Here is a 16879-nt window from a genome sequence, read left to right as displayed (position 1 = left end):
GAAAGCATCCGACAGGCCAGCTCATGCCCATATCCTCGTCGTCATCTGCGCAGGCTGCACGTGAATTGGTCGCGCGGCGGTTGCGTGATGCGCGCAAGGCGTCAGGGCTGACGGTTTCCGAGCTGGCCGACCGGTGTGGCTGGCACCACGCGAAGACATCCCGGATCGAGAACGCTCGCACCGCACCTTCCGCCAAGGACATACGCCTGTGGTGCGGTGCCTGCGGTGATGTCGACCAGGCGGACGACCTCATTGCCCAGTCCCTCAACGCAGAGTCGATGTACAACGAGTGGCGCCACCAGGTCCGGAACGGGCTGAAGCAGCTGCAGGACAGGCGGGTGCAGTTCTTCCAGGAGACCCAGCTGTTCCGCGTCTATTCTTCGACGCTCGTTCCGGGACTGCTGCAGACCGAAGGCTACGCAGCTGCGCTGCTGAGCAGCATCGCCGAATTCCGCGAGATCCCCAACGATGGGGCCGAGGCTGCTGCTGCCCGGGTCCAGAGGTCCCGGGTCATCCACGAGCCGGGCCATCGGTTCGTTCTCCTCATCGAGGAAGCCGCCCTGTACTACCGCCTCGGGGGAGTGGAAGCGATGGCTGCCCAGCTCGGCTACCTCCTGACCGCCGGCGCGCTGCCTTCGGTGTCGCTCGGAGTGATCCCGATGGCCACCGCGGAGCGGAAGCACTGGCCACACGAAACGTTTCACATATACGACGACAGGGTCGTGTCGGTGGAGCTGCTGTCCGCCCGCGTCACGATCACGCAACCGACCGAGATCGCCTTGTACCTGAAGGCCTTCGAAGAGCTGCGGAGCATGGCCGTGTACGGGCAGGCGGCACGCGCGCTGATCGTGAAGGCAATCGATGCCTTGAACTGACCCCGGACGCGCGCCCCCTCTGACCCGTCGGTGAGAGCGGGCTCTCGGCGTAACTGGAGGCCCTCACCTGAGCCACGACGAACACGACTGCGTGGGCGCGGGTGCCACGCCCCAGCTCAGCGCGCGATTGCCTGGCGGAGAAACTCGGTCCATGCCCTGGCGGGGAACCGAACAACAGGTCCCTCCGACAGCTTCGAGTCGCGCACTGCCACGAGGCCGACGAGGTTGGTTGCCACCTCGACGCACTCACCGTTGCCGCTGCTGTAGCTGGACTTCGCGAACTCGAAGGCGGGCATGATCACATCTCCTTGCGGATGCTCTCGATCAGGGCGCGTGAGTCATGCTGCGCCAGTGAGAGCCGGGCGATACGGTCGAAGAGGGTTCCGTGGTGAGCCGCATCCTTCTCGCTCTCCAGCCACAGGGTAGATGAAGTCGTGTCCATGTAGACCACGTCCATTGCGCCGGATTCGGCGAACGAAACAATGTTGAACGCGCTGGTCATCCCAGGATGAGCCCCTGCCAAGCAGGGCATGACCTGAAGTTTCACGTTGGGTAGCTGTGCTGTACGGACGAGGTGATCGAGCTGGACGCGCATGACATCGCGTCCTCCTACGAGTTGGCGCAGCGCTCCCTCGGCGACGATGGCCCAGATAAGTAGCGGCGACTCGCCCTTGAGGCGCGATTGGCGGGCGACCTTGGCTTCCACAAACCGTTCGATCTCGTCCGGGTCCTCCCACGCGGCGCTGCCGACAGCCAGCGCCCGTGCGTAGTCAGGTGTCTGAAAGAGACCTGGCACAAAGGCCAGTTGCCAGGTTCTGACCGAGGTTGCGACGTCTTCCAGGGCGACGTACTCGACCAGCGAGCGGAGTTCCGGGTACTGGTTCCACCAGCCGAGTGCCTTGCGGCGATCCCGGTCGGTCGCGGCCAACGTCAGCAAGTGCTGGGTCGCCTGAGGGTCCTTGGCGCCGTATAGCTCACACAGAGCGCGGATATCGGGGTCACGCATCGGAACCCAACCGCTCTCCATCTTGGCGACCTTCCCGGTGGACGCGCTCAGAGCCTTGGCCGCTTGCGTCTGGGTCAGCCCGGCGGCCACCCGGAGTTTGTATAGCTCTCCGCCGAGACGGCGTCCCAGCACAGTGGAAGCACGGTTGCCTTGCGGTGCCTGCTCTTGCGTCACCCTGCGCCCTCCCTAGATGCACGCACAGTTTGGGTCCGATCAAGGAGGGTTCGCAACCACGTTGGGTGTAATTTTCCCCGAGTGGATTGCACCCGCTGTAGTTGTAGCCCTACGGTCAGTCCTGAACGGCTCGTTCTGCGGCGCCAGTTACTGAGATTGAACTTGTGGTGTCGTCTGTGGTCAGGGGTTGATGGTCAGGCCGGTCTCGGCGAGGCAGCCGTCTATGAGGTCGCTGTGGTACTGGATGTGCCGTAAGCCTCGGCGGATGCGTCGAATGAGGTGCTCCGGCGTGCTGAAGGCGACGTTGGACAGCCAGCCGCGCCGCAGCAGTGACCAGATCCCTTCCACGGGGTTGAGGTCGGGTGCGTAGGGCGGCAGGTAGTAGATGGTCAGCCAGTCCCGTGAGGCGGCGAACTCCCGTAGTCCGGCAGCCTTGTGGACATTGAGGTTGTCCCAGACCAGTACGATCGGGCCGCCGAGTTGCTGGTGGGCGGCGATCAGCAGGTCCCGGTAGTCGCGCCAGGAGAAGCTCTTGCGTCCGTCGCGCCGGCCGTCGTCCCTGCGTGGACGGTAGATCAGCCGGGATCTGTGGCCGGATTTGTAGCAGGTCAGCGCGGCGATGGATATCCGTCTGCGGGAGCGGCCACGGACCCGGACCACTGGCGTGCGCCCTCGCCTGCCCCAGGTCTTGGCGTGCGGCGGCGTCATGGAGAATCCGGCTTCGTCTTCGAAGACCAGCCAGGCTCCACGGGCCGCCGCGAGTCTTCCGCGCAGGGCCACACCTCCTTGACCCACCCAGCGACAGCATCGTCGTCGCGTTCCATGGCCCGACGGGCAGGCACTTGGCAGGACCAGCCATTGCGCACCAGGAGTTTCCGCACGCCCTGGATGGTGTAGGTCAGGTGGAAACGTCGGCCGATCATGGTTTTGACCCGGGACAGCGTCCACCGTTGGTCCTCCCAGCCGTGCGCGGCCGGCCCCTTGGCCAGCTCCGCCTCCAGTTGGGCGAACTGCTTCTCACTCAGCCTCGGCAGTGACGCCGGCCCCTGCGATCGCAGAGCTCGCGGACCGCCCTCGTCCCACGCCTGCCGCCATCGCTGCACCGACCGGACGCTGACGCGCAGCTCCTTGGCGATCAGCGAGCTTGCCTCACCCCGGGCGAACCGCTCGGCCGCCTGGAGCCGTAACTCCTCGCGGAACTGCTGTCGTTCGGCGGTCAGCCCGCCTCCCTGTGGATACCGCATGCTCTTGGTGATACCGCAGGACCCACGAGCCGTCAGCCCCTACGACTCCACGAGTTCAACCTCAGTAGGGCCGTGCAGCTCTGCACTGGGAGGCAAGCCAAAATGAACTACGCGAGTGACTGCGTCAGGCGGAAACCTTGGGACCTGTCCTTCGAGGCAGAGCCGAGCGAGATCGCGGGTCTGCGCAATGTGCTGCGGCTACACCTGACGCTGTGGGGTCTGCCGGAGCTGGTCGACTCGGCTCAGATTTGCGTCACGGAACTGACATCTAACGTCATCAACCATGTGGGTATTGGCACGCCTGCCACGCTCGCGGTTTCCATGAGCGGCACCCGCCTCCGTATCGAGCTGCACGACCCAGACGCGCGAGCACTGCCCACTCTGCTCAGCGCAGAACGCGAGGCGGAGTCGGGGCGTGGAATGACGCTCGTCGACGCCGTGACCGACCGCTGGGGTGTGATCCTTCGGGCGGACTCCAAGGTGGTGTGGTGCGAGTTGGCTACGGATCTCACCGACCCGCACGGCCACACCGGCGGTCCGCGAGTGGCACACGCCGAGGAATACCTCGCGCTCTACGGCGCTGCTCGCCATCCGCAGCCGACCGTCTCGGGCCGCCTGAGTGCGGCTGTCGCTGAGGAGGCGGCGATCGAGCTGATCGCCGACCTGCTCCACTGGCTCCGAGCCCATGGTCGCGACCCGGACGAGGTGCTGGATCGCGCCCAAGTGCACTTCGAGTCCGAGCTGGGGAAGGTGGAAGAGTTGCAGGGGTAATTCCCGAAGTGCTAGATCGAGCGATCCTGCCATCGCGCCCTGTGCTTCTGGATGAACTCCACCCCTATGTTGTGGGACTTGATACGCCTTAGCTCCGAGACGAACTTGCCGGTCAAGCTATCGATGACCTTGAACTCGTCGGTTATGTGAAGCGCTCCACGATCAAACCGAGTGTGACAGTTAGGGCACAGGCAGAGGACATTCTGCACTCGGTCGCGCCCGAAGTGTGGTTTCCCCAAGGCCTGAATATGTGCGGCTTCAGCGTATGCCTCACCCATCGGTGAAATAACAAGCCGAAGCCCACATATCTGGCAGGTGTTGTTATGTAGAGCCTTGATCTCCCGAGCCACCTTTGAGTCCCGCGCCAGGCGGTTATGGGCGACGTACCGTCGCACCTCCTCCTCGAGATCGGTGTCCTCGCCCGCGTCAGGGTCCACCGACTGCGGCTTCGCCTCTTCGCCTGGAGCGAGTTTGAGGAGCTTAAATCGGCAGATGCGGAAACCTTCCTGCCCATTGGTAATCCAATGGTCTGCCACTTGGTAGAGGCCGCGATACCGGTAACCGCCAGTTGCTCGCCGCCGGGTCTTTCCCTTGATCTCCAGTCCTTCGATCACGCGAACTGGATAGCCGAGGCCCTGCGATACAACCAGAGCCGCATTTCCCTCGTCGGTCAGCGACTGATCGGCAACCATATGGCCGGTGTCCCGGTCCCGGCCGCCTTCGCCGGTGTAGATGATTTCGGCGCCATCATCTTTGTCGTCTATATACCCACCGGAGAGGACGATGGAGTCGGCGCCTGTCTTGGCCGTCCCGGAGATGCCGCGACCGAGAAATCGGTGCAACCCGACAGCGTGGAGGTCGTTGTGCCCCTTGAACCAGTCGCCCTCAGAGACGCCGTCGGGGGTGCCAAACATAACCTGCTTCGACTCACTAGCCATGAGCACATGATGTCAACTGGTTGACGTTCGTGGATCAGTTCGAGGCAGACTCATGGCTCTTCGGATCCGATCCTGGGTGCTCCAGGAACAGTCATGAAACTGCTCCCCCGTGGCAGTCCCGGTACACCGCCCCCGACCCGCACCAGCACGCCGCCCCCTTCGCCGGCGGCCATGCCACCGCCCGGCCCCTCGCCGCCAGTGTCGTTGCGTACTGCGGGAGCAGGTCCGCGTTCGCCGGTGAGGACTGTTCCGAGGCTGCGAACGCCTCGTACGACGGGACCGTCGCCGTCACGATGCCCAGGTTCTCCGTGCCCGTCGACGACAGGTCCCGCATCGAGGCCTCGATGTCCGTGAGGTGGGCCCTCCGGGTCGGGTACTCCGATTCCAACTCGGGGTACGCCGCGAGGAGTTCGTTCAGTTCGCCCTCCGGCCAGTGGAGCACCGCCACCGGGAACGGACGTGACAGGGCCGAGCGGTACGAGCCCAGTTCAGACCTCAGGCGGGCGATTTCGGCCTGGAGTTCTGCCGGGTTGTCCGAGCCCAGGGCCCACAGGCGCTTCGGGTCGTGGAGTTCGTCCAGCGAGATGTCCGCCGTGTGGGACGTGTGGACCGAGTCGGCCTGGGCGTCCCACTCGTCGTGCGGCAGGCCCAGGAGGCGGCGGACGCGGTGGCGGCCCGTGAGGAGGGACTGGGTCGCGTAGGGGACCTCGTCCTCTCCCGGGGGGAGGAGCAGGGTGAGGGCCGTGGTGAAGCAGTCGTGGGACGCCTCGAGCTCGTCATGGGACTCCAGCGTCTCCGCCACGATCTCCCAGGGCGCCGGGTCCGCCGGGGCCGCCGTGCGGATGCCGGTGATCAGGGCGCGGGCCTCCGCCTCGTGGCCGTACTCCCAGAGGTTCGCCGCCTGGAGGGCCTTGATCAGCAGCGGGTGCTCGGGGCCGGCCGCGAGCAGGCGGTCGTAAAGGGTGGAGGCGTGTTCGCGGTCGCCCGCCAGTTCCAGGTGGGCCGCGGCCTGGAGCAGCAGTGGCTCGTGGTCCTCGGGGTACCGGTCCGCGGTACGCAGCAGGCGCTCGGCTTCGGCGGTGTGGTCAGCAGGCGTGTCGGGGCGCATGGTGGACACCGTACTGCTGTACGGCGGTTCACAGGGATGAGCCGATTCTCACGAGTACGGCCATGAGCGATCCGAGCCAGAGCGCCGTGCCCAGCGCCAGCGTGAGGAGCGCCGTGGAGCGGGCGGCCGGCGAGTCGAGCTGGGCGTGTTGCGGGTTGTGAGGGGTATAGAGGACGCGGACCTGTGAGCCCTCGGGGAGCCGGTGCGGGCTGCCGCTGTTGTCGATCAGCGGCTGCTCGACCTCCGTACCGTCGTCCGTCGTCCAGCGCACGACCGGATGAGCCGTGGAGTAGGAGGCCTCGCGCGTGGCTATGTGGCCGGTCACGGTGCCGAGCGCGCTGCGGCCGGTGCTGCGTACGAGCTCCGCCAGGATGTAGTTCGTGCCTTGTACGGCGCAGATGGCAAGGCCTGCGAGGAAGGGCACGAGGGTCAGGAACCAGAAGGGACTCATGCGGCGCCATCGTAGGAGGTCGTGGGTCTGGTGAGTTGACGGGCCGGCACCTATCGTGCCGCCGTGCGGCAGCGGGAGAGAGAACGGGAACGGATGCTGGTGGTGGCGCAGGGGCGCGGCTCGCGGCGGCGGGCCACGTTCGCCCGTGGGCTGTGGACGAGCGCCGAGGTCACGGTCACCCTCGGGGTCGTCGTACTCCTCCTCGTCGTACATCAGCTGTGGTGGACCAACCGGGAGGCCCGGCAGGGCGCGGAGCACAAGGTCCAGGCCCTGGAGCGGGAGTGGGGGAGAGAAGGGGGAGGGGAGGCACCGTCCGTCGAGGTGCCCGGCGAGCCCGTTCCTGCCGGGACGCCCGCCGCCGGGGAGACCGGGACCGGTACGGCGACCGAAGCGCCCGGCTCGTCGCCCGCCCGCAGAGCCGCCGCCCGCACTCCCCGCTGGGACCAGGCCTACGCCGTCCTCCGCATCCCACGGCTCGGCGTCGTCGCGCCCGTCGCCCAGGGCATCGGGAGGAAGGGTGTACTCGACAAGGGGTACGTCGGGCACTATCCGCAGACCGTCCAGCCCGGCGAGGCCGGGAACTTCGCCGTCGCCGGGCACCGCAATACGCACGGGGAGCCCTTCCGGTACATCAACCGGCTGAGGGGCGGCGACGAGGTCCGGGTCGAGACCCGGGAGGGGGTCTATGTGTATGAGGTGGACAAGGGGGTGGCTCAGACCTCGAGCCGGGATACGGGGGTGATCGCGGCTGTGCCGCGCAGCATGGTGAACACCGGTGCCGGGTACAGCGCGCCCGGGTACTACCTCACCCTCACCACCTGCACGCCGGAGTACACCTCCAAGTACCGGCTTGTCGTGTGGGCGAAGTTGACGTCGATGCGACCGCGCTAGGGTCCCGGACGTGCTCAAACGTCGTCCTCAACTGCTGTGGCTGCTCGTTCCGTACGTCTTCTTCGTCGGCGCGCTGCCGCTGGTGAACCGCGTCCGGCCGATCGTCCTCGGGCTGCCCTTCCTCTTTGTATGGCTGCTCGGAGCGACGCTCCTCACGCCCGTCGCCGTATGGCTGACCTGGCGCGGGGACCACCGAGGAGGCCGCAGGTGAACGGCGCGATCGCGACGTCGATCTTCGGCGTCTTCATGGTGGCGACCGTCGCCCTCGGGCTGCTCGCCGTCCGCGGCCGCGGCGGCGGGACCGGTGGGCTCGCCGAGTGGTCCGTCGGCGGGCGCAGCCTCGGCGCCGTCTTCATCTGGGTGCTGATGGCGGGCGAGGGCTACACCAGCTTCAGCTATCTCGGCGCCGCGGGCTGGGGCTACAACTACGGGTCACCGGTGCTCTATGTGGTCGCGTACATGTCCTGCGGTTACGCCGTCGGCTATGTGGTCGGGCCCATGTTGTGGGGCTACGCCCGCAAGCACGGACTCGTGGGGATCACGGACATGGTCGCCCACCGCTACGGACGGCCCTGGCTGGGCGCGCTCGTCGCCGTCCTCGCGACCGTCTTCCTGCTGCCGTACATCCAGCTGCAGATCACCGGCATGGGCGTGGTCGTCTCGACGATCTCGTACGGCGCGATCAGCCTCAACCGGGCCTATTTCCTCGCCTTCGCCGTCACCACCGGCTTTGTGGTGGTGAGCGGTCTGCGCGGCAGCGCCTGGGTCTCCGTCCTCAAGGACAGCCTTGTCATCGTCACCCTCGCCTTCCTGGCGATCTATGTGCCGCTGCACTACTTCGACGGATACGGCGACTTCCTCGGGCGGCTCGTCGCAGAGAAGAGCGAGTGGCTGACCCTGCCCGGGCACGGCGGCAGCGGGTTCGGCGAGGCCTGGTTCATGACGACGACGGTCCTCAACTCCCTCACCGTCGTGATCTTCCCGACCACCGTCGCCGGCTATCTCGGCGCCCGCGACGCGGACGCGCTCCGACGCAACGCCATCTGGCTGCCCGCCTACAACGTCCTGCTCTTCGTCCCCATGCTGCTCGGCATGGCCGCGCTCTTCGTGGTGCCCGGCCTCGTCGGCGCGGAGTCCAATCTGGCCCTGTTCAAGCTGGTGGTCGACTCGCTGCCGCCCTGGGTGGTCGGGATCATCGGGGTCGCCGCCGCGCTCTCCTCCATCGTGCCGATGGCCGTTTTCATGCTGGTCATCGGGACGATGTGGGGGCGGAGCGTCCTTTCGCTCGCGCCGCGGCTGCGACGGCGGCAGAAGGGCGCGGCGCAGGCCGTCGTCGTGGCGGCGGGCGGGATCGCGCTGCTGATGACGTACACCGCGCCCAACACGCTCGTACGGCTCTCCCTCGTCTCGTACGAAGGGATGGCGCAGCTCCTGCCGATGCTGCTGCTCGGTCTGACCTGGCGGCGGCTGACCCTCGCCGGCGCGGTGAGCGGGCTCGCGGCCGGAGTGGCGATCGTCTGTGTACTGGTCTTCACCGGGCACGATCCGGTGTGGGGAGTGAACGCGGGGATGGTCGCGCTCGCGGCCAACCTGGTCGTGGCGCTGGCGGTGACGTACGCGGGGCCGGCTGGTCGTGATCCGCGGCCGGACCAGGACGTACTTGCGGAGGATCCGCTCCCCGATGCCGATCGTGTATAACGGCTGGAGGTTCGAATTCGACGAGTGCGTGAGTGAGGGGGGAGCATGACCGGTCGTCCGACGCGGCTGCTCCGGCCCGCCGCGCTGCTGATCCTCCTCCTCGTCGAAGTGCTGCTCATCGACGGCGGCAGCCTCTCCGCGGCGGTGGCGCTCGCCGCGACCGCCACCGCTGCCGCCGGTTCCGCGCTCGTCGTCTGCGCGGTCATCAGCGCACGCTGCGCGCCTGCCGTGCCACCCACCCGGGTCCGCACCGCCATCCGCGACCGTGAGCAACGCACCGCGTTCCTGCCACAGCGCGATCCCGACGCCAAGGGCCGGACCCGGCCCCGAGCACCCGGCCGTTCCCTCCTGACGGCCGCGTAGGGGAACCTCAACTCGCACAAACCCCCTCGAATCACCCCTCGCGGGTCGTCATGCCGCCATGTCCTCATCCCGGCACGACGAGACCCTCGGAGGGCTCACCCATGTCCGTTTTCGCCAGCCTGGTCACACACCTCGCCGACCTGCTCCAGCCGCTCTTCCACGCGTCCGCCACGGCCGCCGCGATCATCGTCTTCACCGCGCTCGTGCGGCTCGCCGTCCATCCGCTCTCCCGGGCGGCCGCCCGCGGCCAGAAGGCCAAGGCCAGGCTCTCGCCCCAGATCGCCGAGCTGCGCAAGAAGCACGGCAAGAACCCGGAGCGGATGCAGAAGGCGCTGATGGAACTGCACGCGAAGGAGAAGGTCTCGCCGCTCTCCGGGTGCCTGCCGAGCCTGCTGCAGCTGCCTGCGTTCTTCCTGATGTACCACCTGTTCTCCAGCGCGCGGATCGGCGGCGGGCCGAACGGTCTGCTCAGCCACACGCTCGGCGCCGCGCCCCTCGGCGACCGCTGGTCGGACGCGCTCGCGCACGGCGGGGTCTTCGGCGGCGCGGGACTGGTGTACGTCGCGCTCTTCGCGATCGTCGCCGCCGTGGCCACCTTCAACTACCGGCGTACGAAGCGTCAGATGGCGGCCGCGCCCATGATGTCCGACCAGCAGATGCCGGGCATGGGCGCGATGGGCGCGATGAGCGCGATGACGAAGGTCATGCCGCTGCTCTCCTTCGCCACGCTCCTGACCGTGGCCTGGGTGCCGCTGGCCGCCGCGCTCTATGTGGTCACCAGCACCACCTGGACGGCGGTCGAGCGGGCCTTCCTCTACCGGGACATGCCTGCCGCGAACGCGCTTGCTACCGCGATGTAAAGGTCCAGGTTGTGAACGGGGTCTTGCGGAGTGGTCCGCTGTCTTGGAGGATCAGCCAATCCTCCGATCCTCCCGATGGCCGCCACCCGTCCCCTGCCTCCGGCAGGGAGCCCCATTGGCCGGATTTCCCACTCGACCAGGGGAGATTGACCATGAAGCTGCTGCGAGTCGGTACGGCGGGCGCCGAGCGCCCGGCTCTGCTCGACAAGGACGGGACGACGCTGCGCGACCTGTCCGGCCTTGTCACGGACATCGACGGGGAGCTGCTCGCCGACGCGTCGGCGCTCGCCCGGATACGGGCCGCGGCGGACGCCGGTGGGCTGCCCGTACTGGACGCCGACGGTCTGCGTACCGGGGCGCCGCTCGCCCGTATCGGCAAGGTCGTGTGCATCGGGCTGAACTACCACGACCACGCCGCCGAGACGGGCGCGGAGACTCCGGCCGAGCCGGTGGTGTTCTTCAAGGCGGCCGACACGGTCGTCGGGCCCTACGACACCGTGCTCGTGCCGCGCCGCAGCCGGAAGACCGACTGGGAGGTCGAGCTCGCGGTCGTGATCGGACGTACGGCCCGCTATCTGGAGGACGGCGAGGACGCGCTGTCGTACGTCGCGGGATACGCGGTCTCGCACGATGTCTCGGAGCGCGAGTTCCAGATCGAGCGCGGCGGCACCTGGGACAAGGGCAAGAACTGCGAGACGTTCAACCCGCTGGGCCCGTGGCTGGTGACGGCGGACGAGGTGCCGGACCCGCAGGCGCTCTCGCTCAGGCTCTGGGTGAACGGCGAGCTGAAGCAGAACGGCACGACCGGCGACCAGATCTTCCCGGTGGCTGAGGTGGTGCGGTACGTCAGCCAGTTCATGACGCTGTACCCCGGGGACGTCATCAACACGGGTACGCCGGCGGGCGTCGCGCTCGGGCAGCCGGAGCCGAAGCCGTTCCTGCGGGCCGGTGATGTGGTGGAGCTGGAGGTCGAGGGGCTCGGCCGCCAGCGCCAGGAGCTCAAGAACGCGTAGGCGCCTCCCGGCGAGGGGCCGTGGGTGGGGTGCGGGATCCCTGTGGGGGTGGGTGCGGGATCCCCGTGGGTGGGGGTGCGGGCCGGGCGCTGGTGGCCGGGTCCGTCCGGGCGGCCGGTCGTCCTCAATCGCCGGACGGGCTGAAATGGGCCTGTCCGGCGGTGGGTTGTCCTCAGTCGCCGGGCGGGCTGGAATGGGCGGCGGACGGGCTGGGATGGGTCTGTCCGGCGGTGGGTTGTCCTCAGTCGCCGGACGGGCTGAAATACGCGCCGGGCGATGGGTCTGTCCGGTGGTGGGTTGTCCTCAAGCGGCGGGCGGGCTGAATTACGCGGCGGGCGGGGTGAAAGGGCGCCGGGCGGGCTGGGAGTGGGTCCGTCCCGGGGTGGGGTGCCCCGGGTGGGCTCATTCCTCGTCTCACGCCGCGATGAAACGCTCCAGCGCCTCGACCACCATCGCGTGGTCCTCCGCCTGTGGCAGGCCCGAGACCGTGACCGAGCCGATGACGCCCGCGCCCTCGACCGTGATCGGGAACGAGCCGCCGTGGGCCGCGTACATGTCCGGGTCCAGGCGCGACGACTCCTCGAACGTCGTGCCCTTCGCGCGGTGGCGGGTGCCGACCAGGAACGAGCTCTGGCCGTACCGTTCGACGACCCTCCGTTTGCGGTCGATCCACGCGTCGTTGTCGGCGCTCGAGCCCGGCAGCGCGCAGTGGAAGAGCTGCTGCGCTCCGCGCCGGATGTCGATCGCGACCGGCGACCGGCGCTCGCGGGCCAGCTCGACGAGCAGGCTGCCGAGCATCCAGGCGTCCTCGTATGTGAACCGGCGCAGGGTCAGCCGGCGTTCCTGGTCGATGAGCTCGTCGACGGTGAGCGCCGCGGGCACGGGCGCCGCGGACGGGGTGGGCGAGGTGGAGGGGGTGGGCGGGACGGTCATGCGGAGACCTCCACGGTGATGCCCTCACTGGCCGAGCGGCGCGCGGCCTCGAGGACCTCGAGTGCGGCCGCCGCCTCATGGGCGGTGACCGGCGGGGCCGTGCCCTCGCGCAGGGCGGTGGCGATGGCCGCGTAGTACGCCGGGTAGTCGCCCGGAACCGTCTCGACGGGGCGGCCGCCGCCGGTCAGCGGGGACTCGCCCGCGCCGAGGCGGCCCCACAGCGACTCGGGCTCGGTGCCCCAGCTCGGGTCGGAGTCGGGACGCGTGCCGTCGCGGAGGGCAGTCTCCTGCGGGTCCAGGCCGTACTTCACATAGCCGGCCGTCGAGCCGAGCACCCGGAAACGCGGGCCGAGCTGCGCGGTCATGGCGCTGACGTGCATATGCGAGCGGACGCCGTTCGCATGCGTGAGAGCGATGAACGTGTCGTCGTCGGTCTCGGCGCCGGGCCGGCGGACATCGGCCTCGGCGTACACCCGTACCACCGGGCCGAACAGGGTCAGCGCCTGGTCGACCACATGGCTGCCCAGGTCGTACAGCAGACCGCCGATCTCCTGCGGGTCGCCCGACTCGCGCCAGCCGCCCTTGAGCTGGGGGCGCCAGCGCTCGAAGCGCGACTCGAAGCGCAGTACGTCGCCGAGCTCGCCGTCCGCGATCAGCTTTTGGACGGTGAGGAAGTCGTTGTCCCAGCGGCGGTTCTGGAAGACGGAGAGCAGCAGGCCGCGCTCCTCGGCGAGGGCGGCGAGCTCACGCGCCTCGGCGGCGGTGCCGGCGATGGGCTTGTCGACGACGACCGGGAGGCCGGCCTTGAGGGCAGCAGTGGCGATCGGGACATGCGTCTTGTTGGGGGAGGCGATCACGATCAGATCGAGCTCGCCGGCCCGCTCCCACAGCTCGTCGGGCGAGGCCGCGAAGCGTACATCCGGGAACTCGGCGCGGGCCTGCTCCCGCCGCTCCGGGTTCGAGGTGACGATCGTGTCGAGGGCGAGACCCTCGGTCGCGGCGATCAGCGGGGCATGGAAGACGGAGCCCGCCAGGCCGTAGCCGATGAGTCCGACGCGGAGGGGGGTACGGGTACGGGGGCCGGTGCCAGTCATGTATTCCACTTAAGCAACGGTGTTGCCAAAGTGCAAGCGGAGGGGACAATGGGGTCCGTGAACAGGACGGTGAGGAGCGGTACGGGAGCTGCGGGAGCGAACCTGCCTGCGCTGCGCAGCCATAACGCGGCGCTGGCGCTCGATCTGCTGCGTACGGCGGGTGAGGGCGGCATCAGCAGGATGGAGCTCGCCGAGCGCACCGGGCTCACCCCGCAGGCGGTCAGCAAGATCACGGCCCGGCTGCGCGACGAGGGTCTGGCGGCGGATGCGGGCCGCCGCGCCTCGACCGGCGGCAGACCGGGCACGGTGCTGCGGCTGGTCCCTTCGGCGGGCCACGCGGTCGGGCTGCATCTGGACCGCGACGAGCTGACGGCGGTGCTGCTGGACCTGGCGGGAGCTCCGGTCGCGGTCCGCACGGCGCCGCTGGATCTGGGCGCGGGGGCCGAGGCGGTCGTGGAGCGGGTGGCGACGGAGGTCGAGGCGCTGCTGGAGGGCGCACGCGTCCTCGGCGTCGGCGTGGCCATGCCCGGGCCGCTCGATCACGTCACCGGTGTCCCGCATCGCGTCACCGGGTTTCCGCAGTGGGACGGGTTTCCCCTCCGCGACGCGCTCGCCGCGCGGCTCGGGTTGCCCGTCGTCCTGGACAAGGACACCAATGCCGCGGCCCTCGGGCTCGCACTGCGCGGGCCGGGTGACTCCTTCGCGTATCTCCATCTCGGTACGGGGCTCGGCGCCGGTCTCGTCCTCGGCGGCGCGCTCTACCGCGGCGCGCGCACCGGTGCGGGGGAGTTCGGGCATCAGGTCATCCAGCTCGACGGGCCCGAGTGCGGGTGCGGGAAGCGGGGCTGTATCGAAGCGCTCTGCCTCGCGGCCGTCGACCGCGGCGATCTCGACCTGGCCGCCAGCGTCCTCGGCACCGGCGCCGCGAACCTCGTCGAGCTGCTCGACATCGACCGGGTGCTGCTCGGCGGCCGGATCGTCGTGGCGGCCGCCGAGCCGTTCGTACGCGGAGTCGGCGAGCGGGTCCGCGTCCCGGTGGCCGTCACCGGCACAGGCGCACACGTCGTCGCGGAGGGCGCCGCGCAGTTGGTCCTCGCGCCTGTCTTCGGGCGCGCCGAAGCGTCTCCCGCCGCACCGAAAATAGGCTGATAGGGGGAAATTGGGAGGCTGTACGGCCGTATGAGGCCTCGGAGAGCGCCCTCGAACGCGCGCGCGTGGCAGGGTCTTGGGGAGGACCGGGCGATCCCCGGCGGTTCGTGAGCAGCCGAACAGCAAAGGTCACCCATGCGACTGCGCAATGCCCTCGCCGTCGGAGTCGCCGCGGCCGCGATCGCGCCCGCGGCGCTCTTCGGCTCCGCCGCGATGGCCGCTGCTGTGACCGTACGCGCCGCCGCCGAAACCGCCGCCGGGCCCGCCCAGGCGCCCGGGCCCGCCGAGGCTCCTGAGCGAGCAGGGTCGCGTGAGCAGGCAGCGGCGCGTGAGCAGGCCGCGGTACCCGAGCGGGCCGCGGCGCCTCTGCGGGCGGCCGCGGTACCCGAGCGGGCCGCGGCGCCTCTGCGGGCGGGAGCACCTGAGCGGCCCGCGCCGCCCCGGACCGCCGCCGTACCGGTGCCGGTACCCGGAGCCGGAAAGCCCGCGGACCAGCAGCCCACCTGCGGCAAGGTCTCCGACCCCGACTTCCCCATCGACACCCGCATCCACGGCGGCCCCACCGCCCACCGGCCCGGCGGCGGCTTCCAGGAGTGGTCCGTCGACCTCGCCAACACCACCGGCGAGAGCTGCCGCAGCATCCACCCGGTGATGATCTTCAGCGGACGCGACAGCGGTCTCACCGCCGCCCGGGTCGCCCTGGAGTTCTACGACGACCTGACGGCCCGCTGGCGCCCCGTCGCCCTCGAGACGACCGCCGAGGACGAGGTCGTCGGGGTCCTCGACGGAGGGTTCCCCGGCTTCGTCGTCCCGGCTCGTAAGTCGGTCACCGTCAAGGTCCGGGTCGCCCTCGCCGCCGATACCCCGCCCAACCAGGTCACGGTCAACGCCGCGATCGTGCAGCGGCAGGGCGACGACGGCGACTGGGTGGGTGAGTCCGGCGACTACCACTTCGCCGTTGTGGACGGCGACGGTTCCGGGGCCACCGCCACTCCCGACGAGCTCGCCGCGACCGGCATCGGCCCGCCGCTCCGCCTCAGCGCCGCCCTCGGTGCCGTACTGCTGTGCAGCGGGGCGCTGGTCCTGGCCTCCCGGCGGCTGCGTGCCGGGCGACGCTGAGCGTTCCGGCTCCGACAGGGTCAAGGGCGGTGACAGTCCGGCGACGGCAAGTGGACTTGAGTCCACGTCCATGCCGAATCTCGGCATCTGGTTCCCGGCGAAGGACGGCGGCAGGCCCACCACCTTCGCGCTGCCGTACGCCGCAGGGCTCGTCAAAGCGGCCCCGCACAGTAGAACGGCCGGAAACTGCTCGACTGCTCGACTGGAAGTCCGCGACCGGCAGCTGACACCGGTACCTGGGCACCGCCGGGGTCAAGATCAGCACCACGTGATTAGGCTGGGACGCCGGAGGGCCACAGAGCCGTGCCTCCGGCGTCCCAGAACAGCACACTGCACACTGCACACGGCAGGAGTCCCGTCAGATGGCAGAGCGCAAGCCGATCGAATCCTGGCTCACCGACATGGACGGTGTCCTGATCCACGAGGGCGTGCCGATCCCGGGCGCCGACGCCTTCATCAAGAAGCTGCGGGAGACCGGGACGCCGTTCCTGGTGCTGACCAACAACTCCATCTACACGGCGCGCGACCTGCACGCCAGGCTCGCCCGGATGGGCCTGGATGTGCCCGTGGAGAACATATGGACCTCGGCGCTCGCCACCGCGCAGTTCCTGGACGACCAGCGTCCCGGCGGTACGGCGTACGTCATCGGTGAGGCGGGCCTGACGACCTGCCTGCACGACATCGGCTATGTACTGACCGACCACGAGCCCGACTATGTGGTGCTCGGCGAGACCCGTACCTACAGCTTCGAGGCGCTCACCAAGGCGATCCGGCTGATCAACGCCGGGGCCCGGTTCATCTGCACCAACCCCGACGAGACGGGCCCCTCCGCCGAGGGCCCGCTGCCCGCCACCGGTGCGGTCGCCGCGCTGATCACCAAGGCGACGGGCAGGGATCCGTACTTCGCGGGCAAGCCGAACCCGCTGATGATGCGGACCGGACTGAATGCGATCGGTGCGCACTCCGAGACCAGCGCCATGATCGGCGACCGGATGGACACCGACGTGCTGGCCGGCCTGGAAGCGGGTATGGAGACGTTTCTGGTGCTGACCGGGCTCACCAACCGCGAGACCGTGGACAAGTATCCGTTCCGGCCGTCGACTGTGGTCGATTCGATCGCGGATCTCGTCGACCGTATCTGAGCACGTCAGAGGCCCATATGGAGCAGTGAGCCGGCCCCTGCGGATGCGAA

The 16879-nt window shown here is 69.1% G+C and carries 19 protein-coding genes and 1 pseudogene; 12 read left to right on the top strand and 8 right to left on the bottom strand.

Translation table 11 applies throughout. The annotated features are described in order from the left end of the window. Positions 1 to 23: 23 nt before the first annotated feature. Positions 24 to 875: a helix-turn-helix domain-containing protein gene (locus OG966_RS15015; RefSeq protein WP_326650115.1), complete on the top strand. Its 852-nt coding sequence runs from the start codon at positions 24 to 26 to the stop codon at positions 873 to 875. A 116-nt stretch (positions 876 to 991) separates the two neighbouring features. Here OG966_RS15015 and OG966_RS15010 read toward each other — a convergent pair whose 3' ends face one another. The 3 genes from OG966_RS15010 to OG966_RS40805 form a co-directional block, all read right to left on the bottom strand. Next, complete coding sequence (locus OG966_RS15010) at positions 992 to 1171, bottom strand: DUF397 domain-containing protein (RefSeq protein ID WP_326650114.1); 180 nt, start codon at positions 1169 to 1171, stop codon at positions 992 to 994. A gap of 2 nt (positions 1172 to 1173) precedes the next feature. Then, positions 1174 to 2055, bottom strand: coding sequence for a helix-turn-helix domain-containing protein (locus OG966_RS15005; protein WP_326650113.1), 882 nt, complete (start codon positions 2053 to 2055; stop codon positions 1174 to 1176). A gap of 180 nt (positions 2056 to 2235) precedes the next feature. Further along, a protein-coding gene (locus tag OG966_RS40805; protein WP_442806706.1) for an IS630 family transposase occupies positions 2236 to 3299 on the bottom strand; the annotation gives its coding sequence in 2 pieces (ribosomal slippage) (positions 2236 to 2850 and positions 2853 to 3299; 1062 coding nt in all). A 102-nt stretch (positions 3300 to 3401) separates the two neighbouring features. On the opposite strand from OG966_RS40805, the gene OG966_RS14990 reads away from it, so the two are divergent. Then, positions 3402 to 4070: an ATP-binding protein gene (locus tag OG966_RS14990; protein WP_326650111.1), complete on the top strand. Its 669-nt coding sequence runs from the start codon at positions 3402 to 3404 to the stop codon at positions 4068 to 4070. An 11-nt stretch (positions 4071 to 4081) separates the two neighbouring features. On the opposite strand, the gene OG966_RS14985 is transcribed toward OG966_RS14990, so the two are convergent. The 3 genes from OG966_RS14985 to OG966_RS14975 form a co-directional block, all read right to left on the bottom strand. Then, positions 4082 to 5008 (bottom strand): YDG/SRA domain-containing protein, encoded by a 927-nt coding sequence (locus OG966_RS14985; RefSeq protein ID WP_326650110.1) that lies wholly within the window; start codon positions 5006 to 5008, stop codon positions 4082 to 4084. Positions 5009 to 5099: 91 nt separating this feature from the next. Further along, a complete protein-coding gene (locus OG966_RS14980; RefSeq protein ID WP_326650109.1) occupies positions 5100 to 6116 on the bottom strand; it encodes an SEC-C domain-containing protein in 1017 nt (338 codons plus the stop codon). A gap of 28 nt (positions 6117 to 6144) precedes the next feature. Beyond that, positions 6145 to 6567, bottom strand: coding sequence for a DUF3592 domain-containing protein (locus OG966_RS14975; protein WP_326650108.1), 423 nt, complete (start codon positions 6565 to 6567; stop codon positions 6145 to 6147). Positions 6568 to 6660: 93 nt separating this feature from the next. Between OG966_RS14975 and OG966_RS14970 the strand changes: the two genes are divergently transcribed. The 6 genes from OG966_RS14970 (at position 6661) to OG966_RS14945 (ending at position 11392) form a co-directional block, all read left to right on the top strand. Further along, positions 6661 to 7458: a class E sortase gene (locus tag OG966_RS14970; protein ID WP_326655217.1), complete on the top strand. Its 798-nt coding sequence runs from the start codon at positions 6661 to 6663 to the stop codon at positions 7456 to 7458. Positions 7459 to 7498: 40 nt separating this feature from the next. Further along, the gene (locus OG966_RS14965) at positions 7499 to 7669 is read left to right on the top strand and encodes a DUF3311 domain-containing protein (RefSeq protein WP_326655216.1); all 171 of its coding nucleotides are present in this window, start codon (positions 7499 to 7501) and stop codon (positions 7667 to 7669) included. Beyond that, on the top strand, positions 7666 to 9156 hold the full coding sequence (locus OG966_RS14960) for a sodium:solute symporter family protein (RefSeq protein WP_326650107.1): 1491 nt from the start codon (positions 7666 to 7668) through the stop codon (positions 9154 to 9156). Before OG966_RS14965 ends, OG966_RS14960 begins: the two co-directional genes overlap by 4 nt. A gap of 45 nt (positions 9157 to 9201) precedes the next feature. After that, positions 9202 to 9519, top strand: coding sequence for a DUF6412 domain-containing protein (locus tag OG966_RS14955; RefSeq protein ID WP_326650106.1), 318 nt, complete (start codon positions 9202 to 9204; stop codon positions 9517 to 9519). 101 nt (positions 9520 to 9620) lie between these two features. Then, positions 9621 to 10379: a YidC/Oxa1 family membrane protein insertase gene (locus OG966_RS14950; protein ID WP_326650105.1), complete on the top strand. Its 759-nt coding sequence runs from the start codon at positions 9621 to 9623 to the stop codon at positions 10377 to 10379. A gap of 152 nt (positions 10380 to 10531) precedes the next feature. Next, complete coding sequence (locus tag OG966_RS14945) at positions 10532 to 11392, top strand: fumarylacetoacetate hydrolase family protein (protein ID WP_326650104.1); 861 nt, start codon at positions 10532 to 10534, stop codon at positions 11390 to 11392. A 414-nt stretch (positions 11393 to 11806) separates the two neighbouring features. On the opposite strand, the gene OG966_RS14940 is transcribed toward OG966_RS14945, so the two are convergent. Further along, positions 11807 to 12325: a heme-degrading domain-containing protein gene (locus OG966_RS14940; RefSeq protein WP_326650103.1), complete on the bottom strand. Its 519-nt coding sequence runs from the start codon at positions 12323 to 12325 to the stop codon at positions 11807 to 11809. Continuing rightward, positions 12322 to 13419 carry a Gfo/Idh/MocA family oxidoreductase gene (locus tag OG966_RS14935; RefSeq protein ID WP_326655215.1) on the bottom strand — a complete coding sequence of 366 codons (1098 nt, stop codon included), beginning with the start codon at positions 13417 to 13419 and terminating at the stop codon, positions 12322 to 12324. The genes OG966_RS14940 and OG966_RS14935 overlap by 4 nt, the downstream gene beginning before the upstream one ends. Positions 13420 to 13467: 48 nt before the next feature. Between OG966_RS14935 and OG966_RS14930 the strand changes: the two genes are divergently transcribed. The 4 genes and pseudogenes from OG966_RS14930 (at position 13468) to OG966_RS14915 (ending at position 16829) form a co-directional block, all read left to right on the top strand. Next, a complete protein-coding gene (locus OG966_RS14930; RefSeq protein ID WP_326650102.1) occupies positions 13468 to 14568 on the top strand; it encodes an ROK family transcriptional regulator in 1101 nt (366 codons plus the stop codon). A gap of 135 nt (positions 14569 to 14703) precedes the next feature. Then, positions 14704 to 15687 carry a hypothetical protein gene (locus OG966_RS14925; protein ID WP_326650101.1) on the top strand — a complete coding sequence of 328 codons (984 nt, stop codon included), beginning with the start codon at positions 14704 to 14706 and terminating at the stop codon, positions 15685 to 15687. Between the two features lie 58 nt (positions 15688 to 15745). Continuing rightward, positions 15746 to 15882, top strand: a pseudogene (locus OG966_RS14920) (2-aminoethylphosphonate ABC transporter substrate-binding protein); the annotation flags it as partial. Positions 15883 to 16049: 167 nt separating this feature from the next. Beyond that, positions 16050 to 16829: an HAD-IIA family hydrolase gene (locus OG966_RS14915; RefSeq protein ID WP_326650100.1), complete on the top strand. Its 780-nt coding sequence runs from the start codon at positions 16050 to 16052 to the stop codon at positions 16827 to 16829. Positions 16830 to 16879: the final 50 nt, after the last annotated feature.

The sequence above is a fragment of the Streptomyces sp. NBC_01750 genome (assembly GCF_035918095.1).
Lineage (GTDB): Bacteria > Actinomycetota > Actinomycetes > Streptomycetales > Streptomycetaceae > Streptomyces.
Note: the sequence above shows the minus strand (reverse complement) of the source record. Positions and strands in the feature narration are given on the sequence as shown.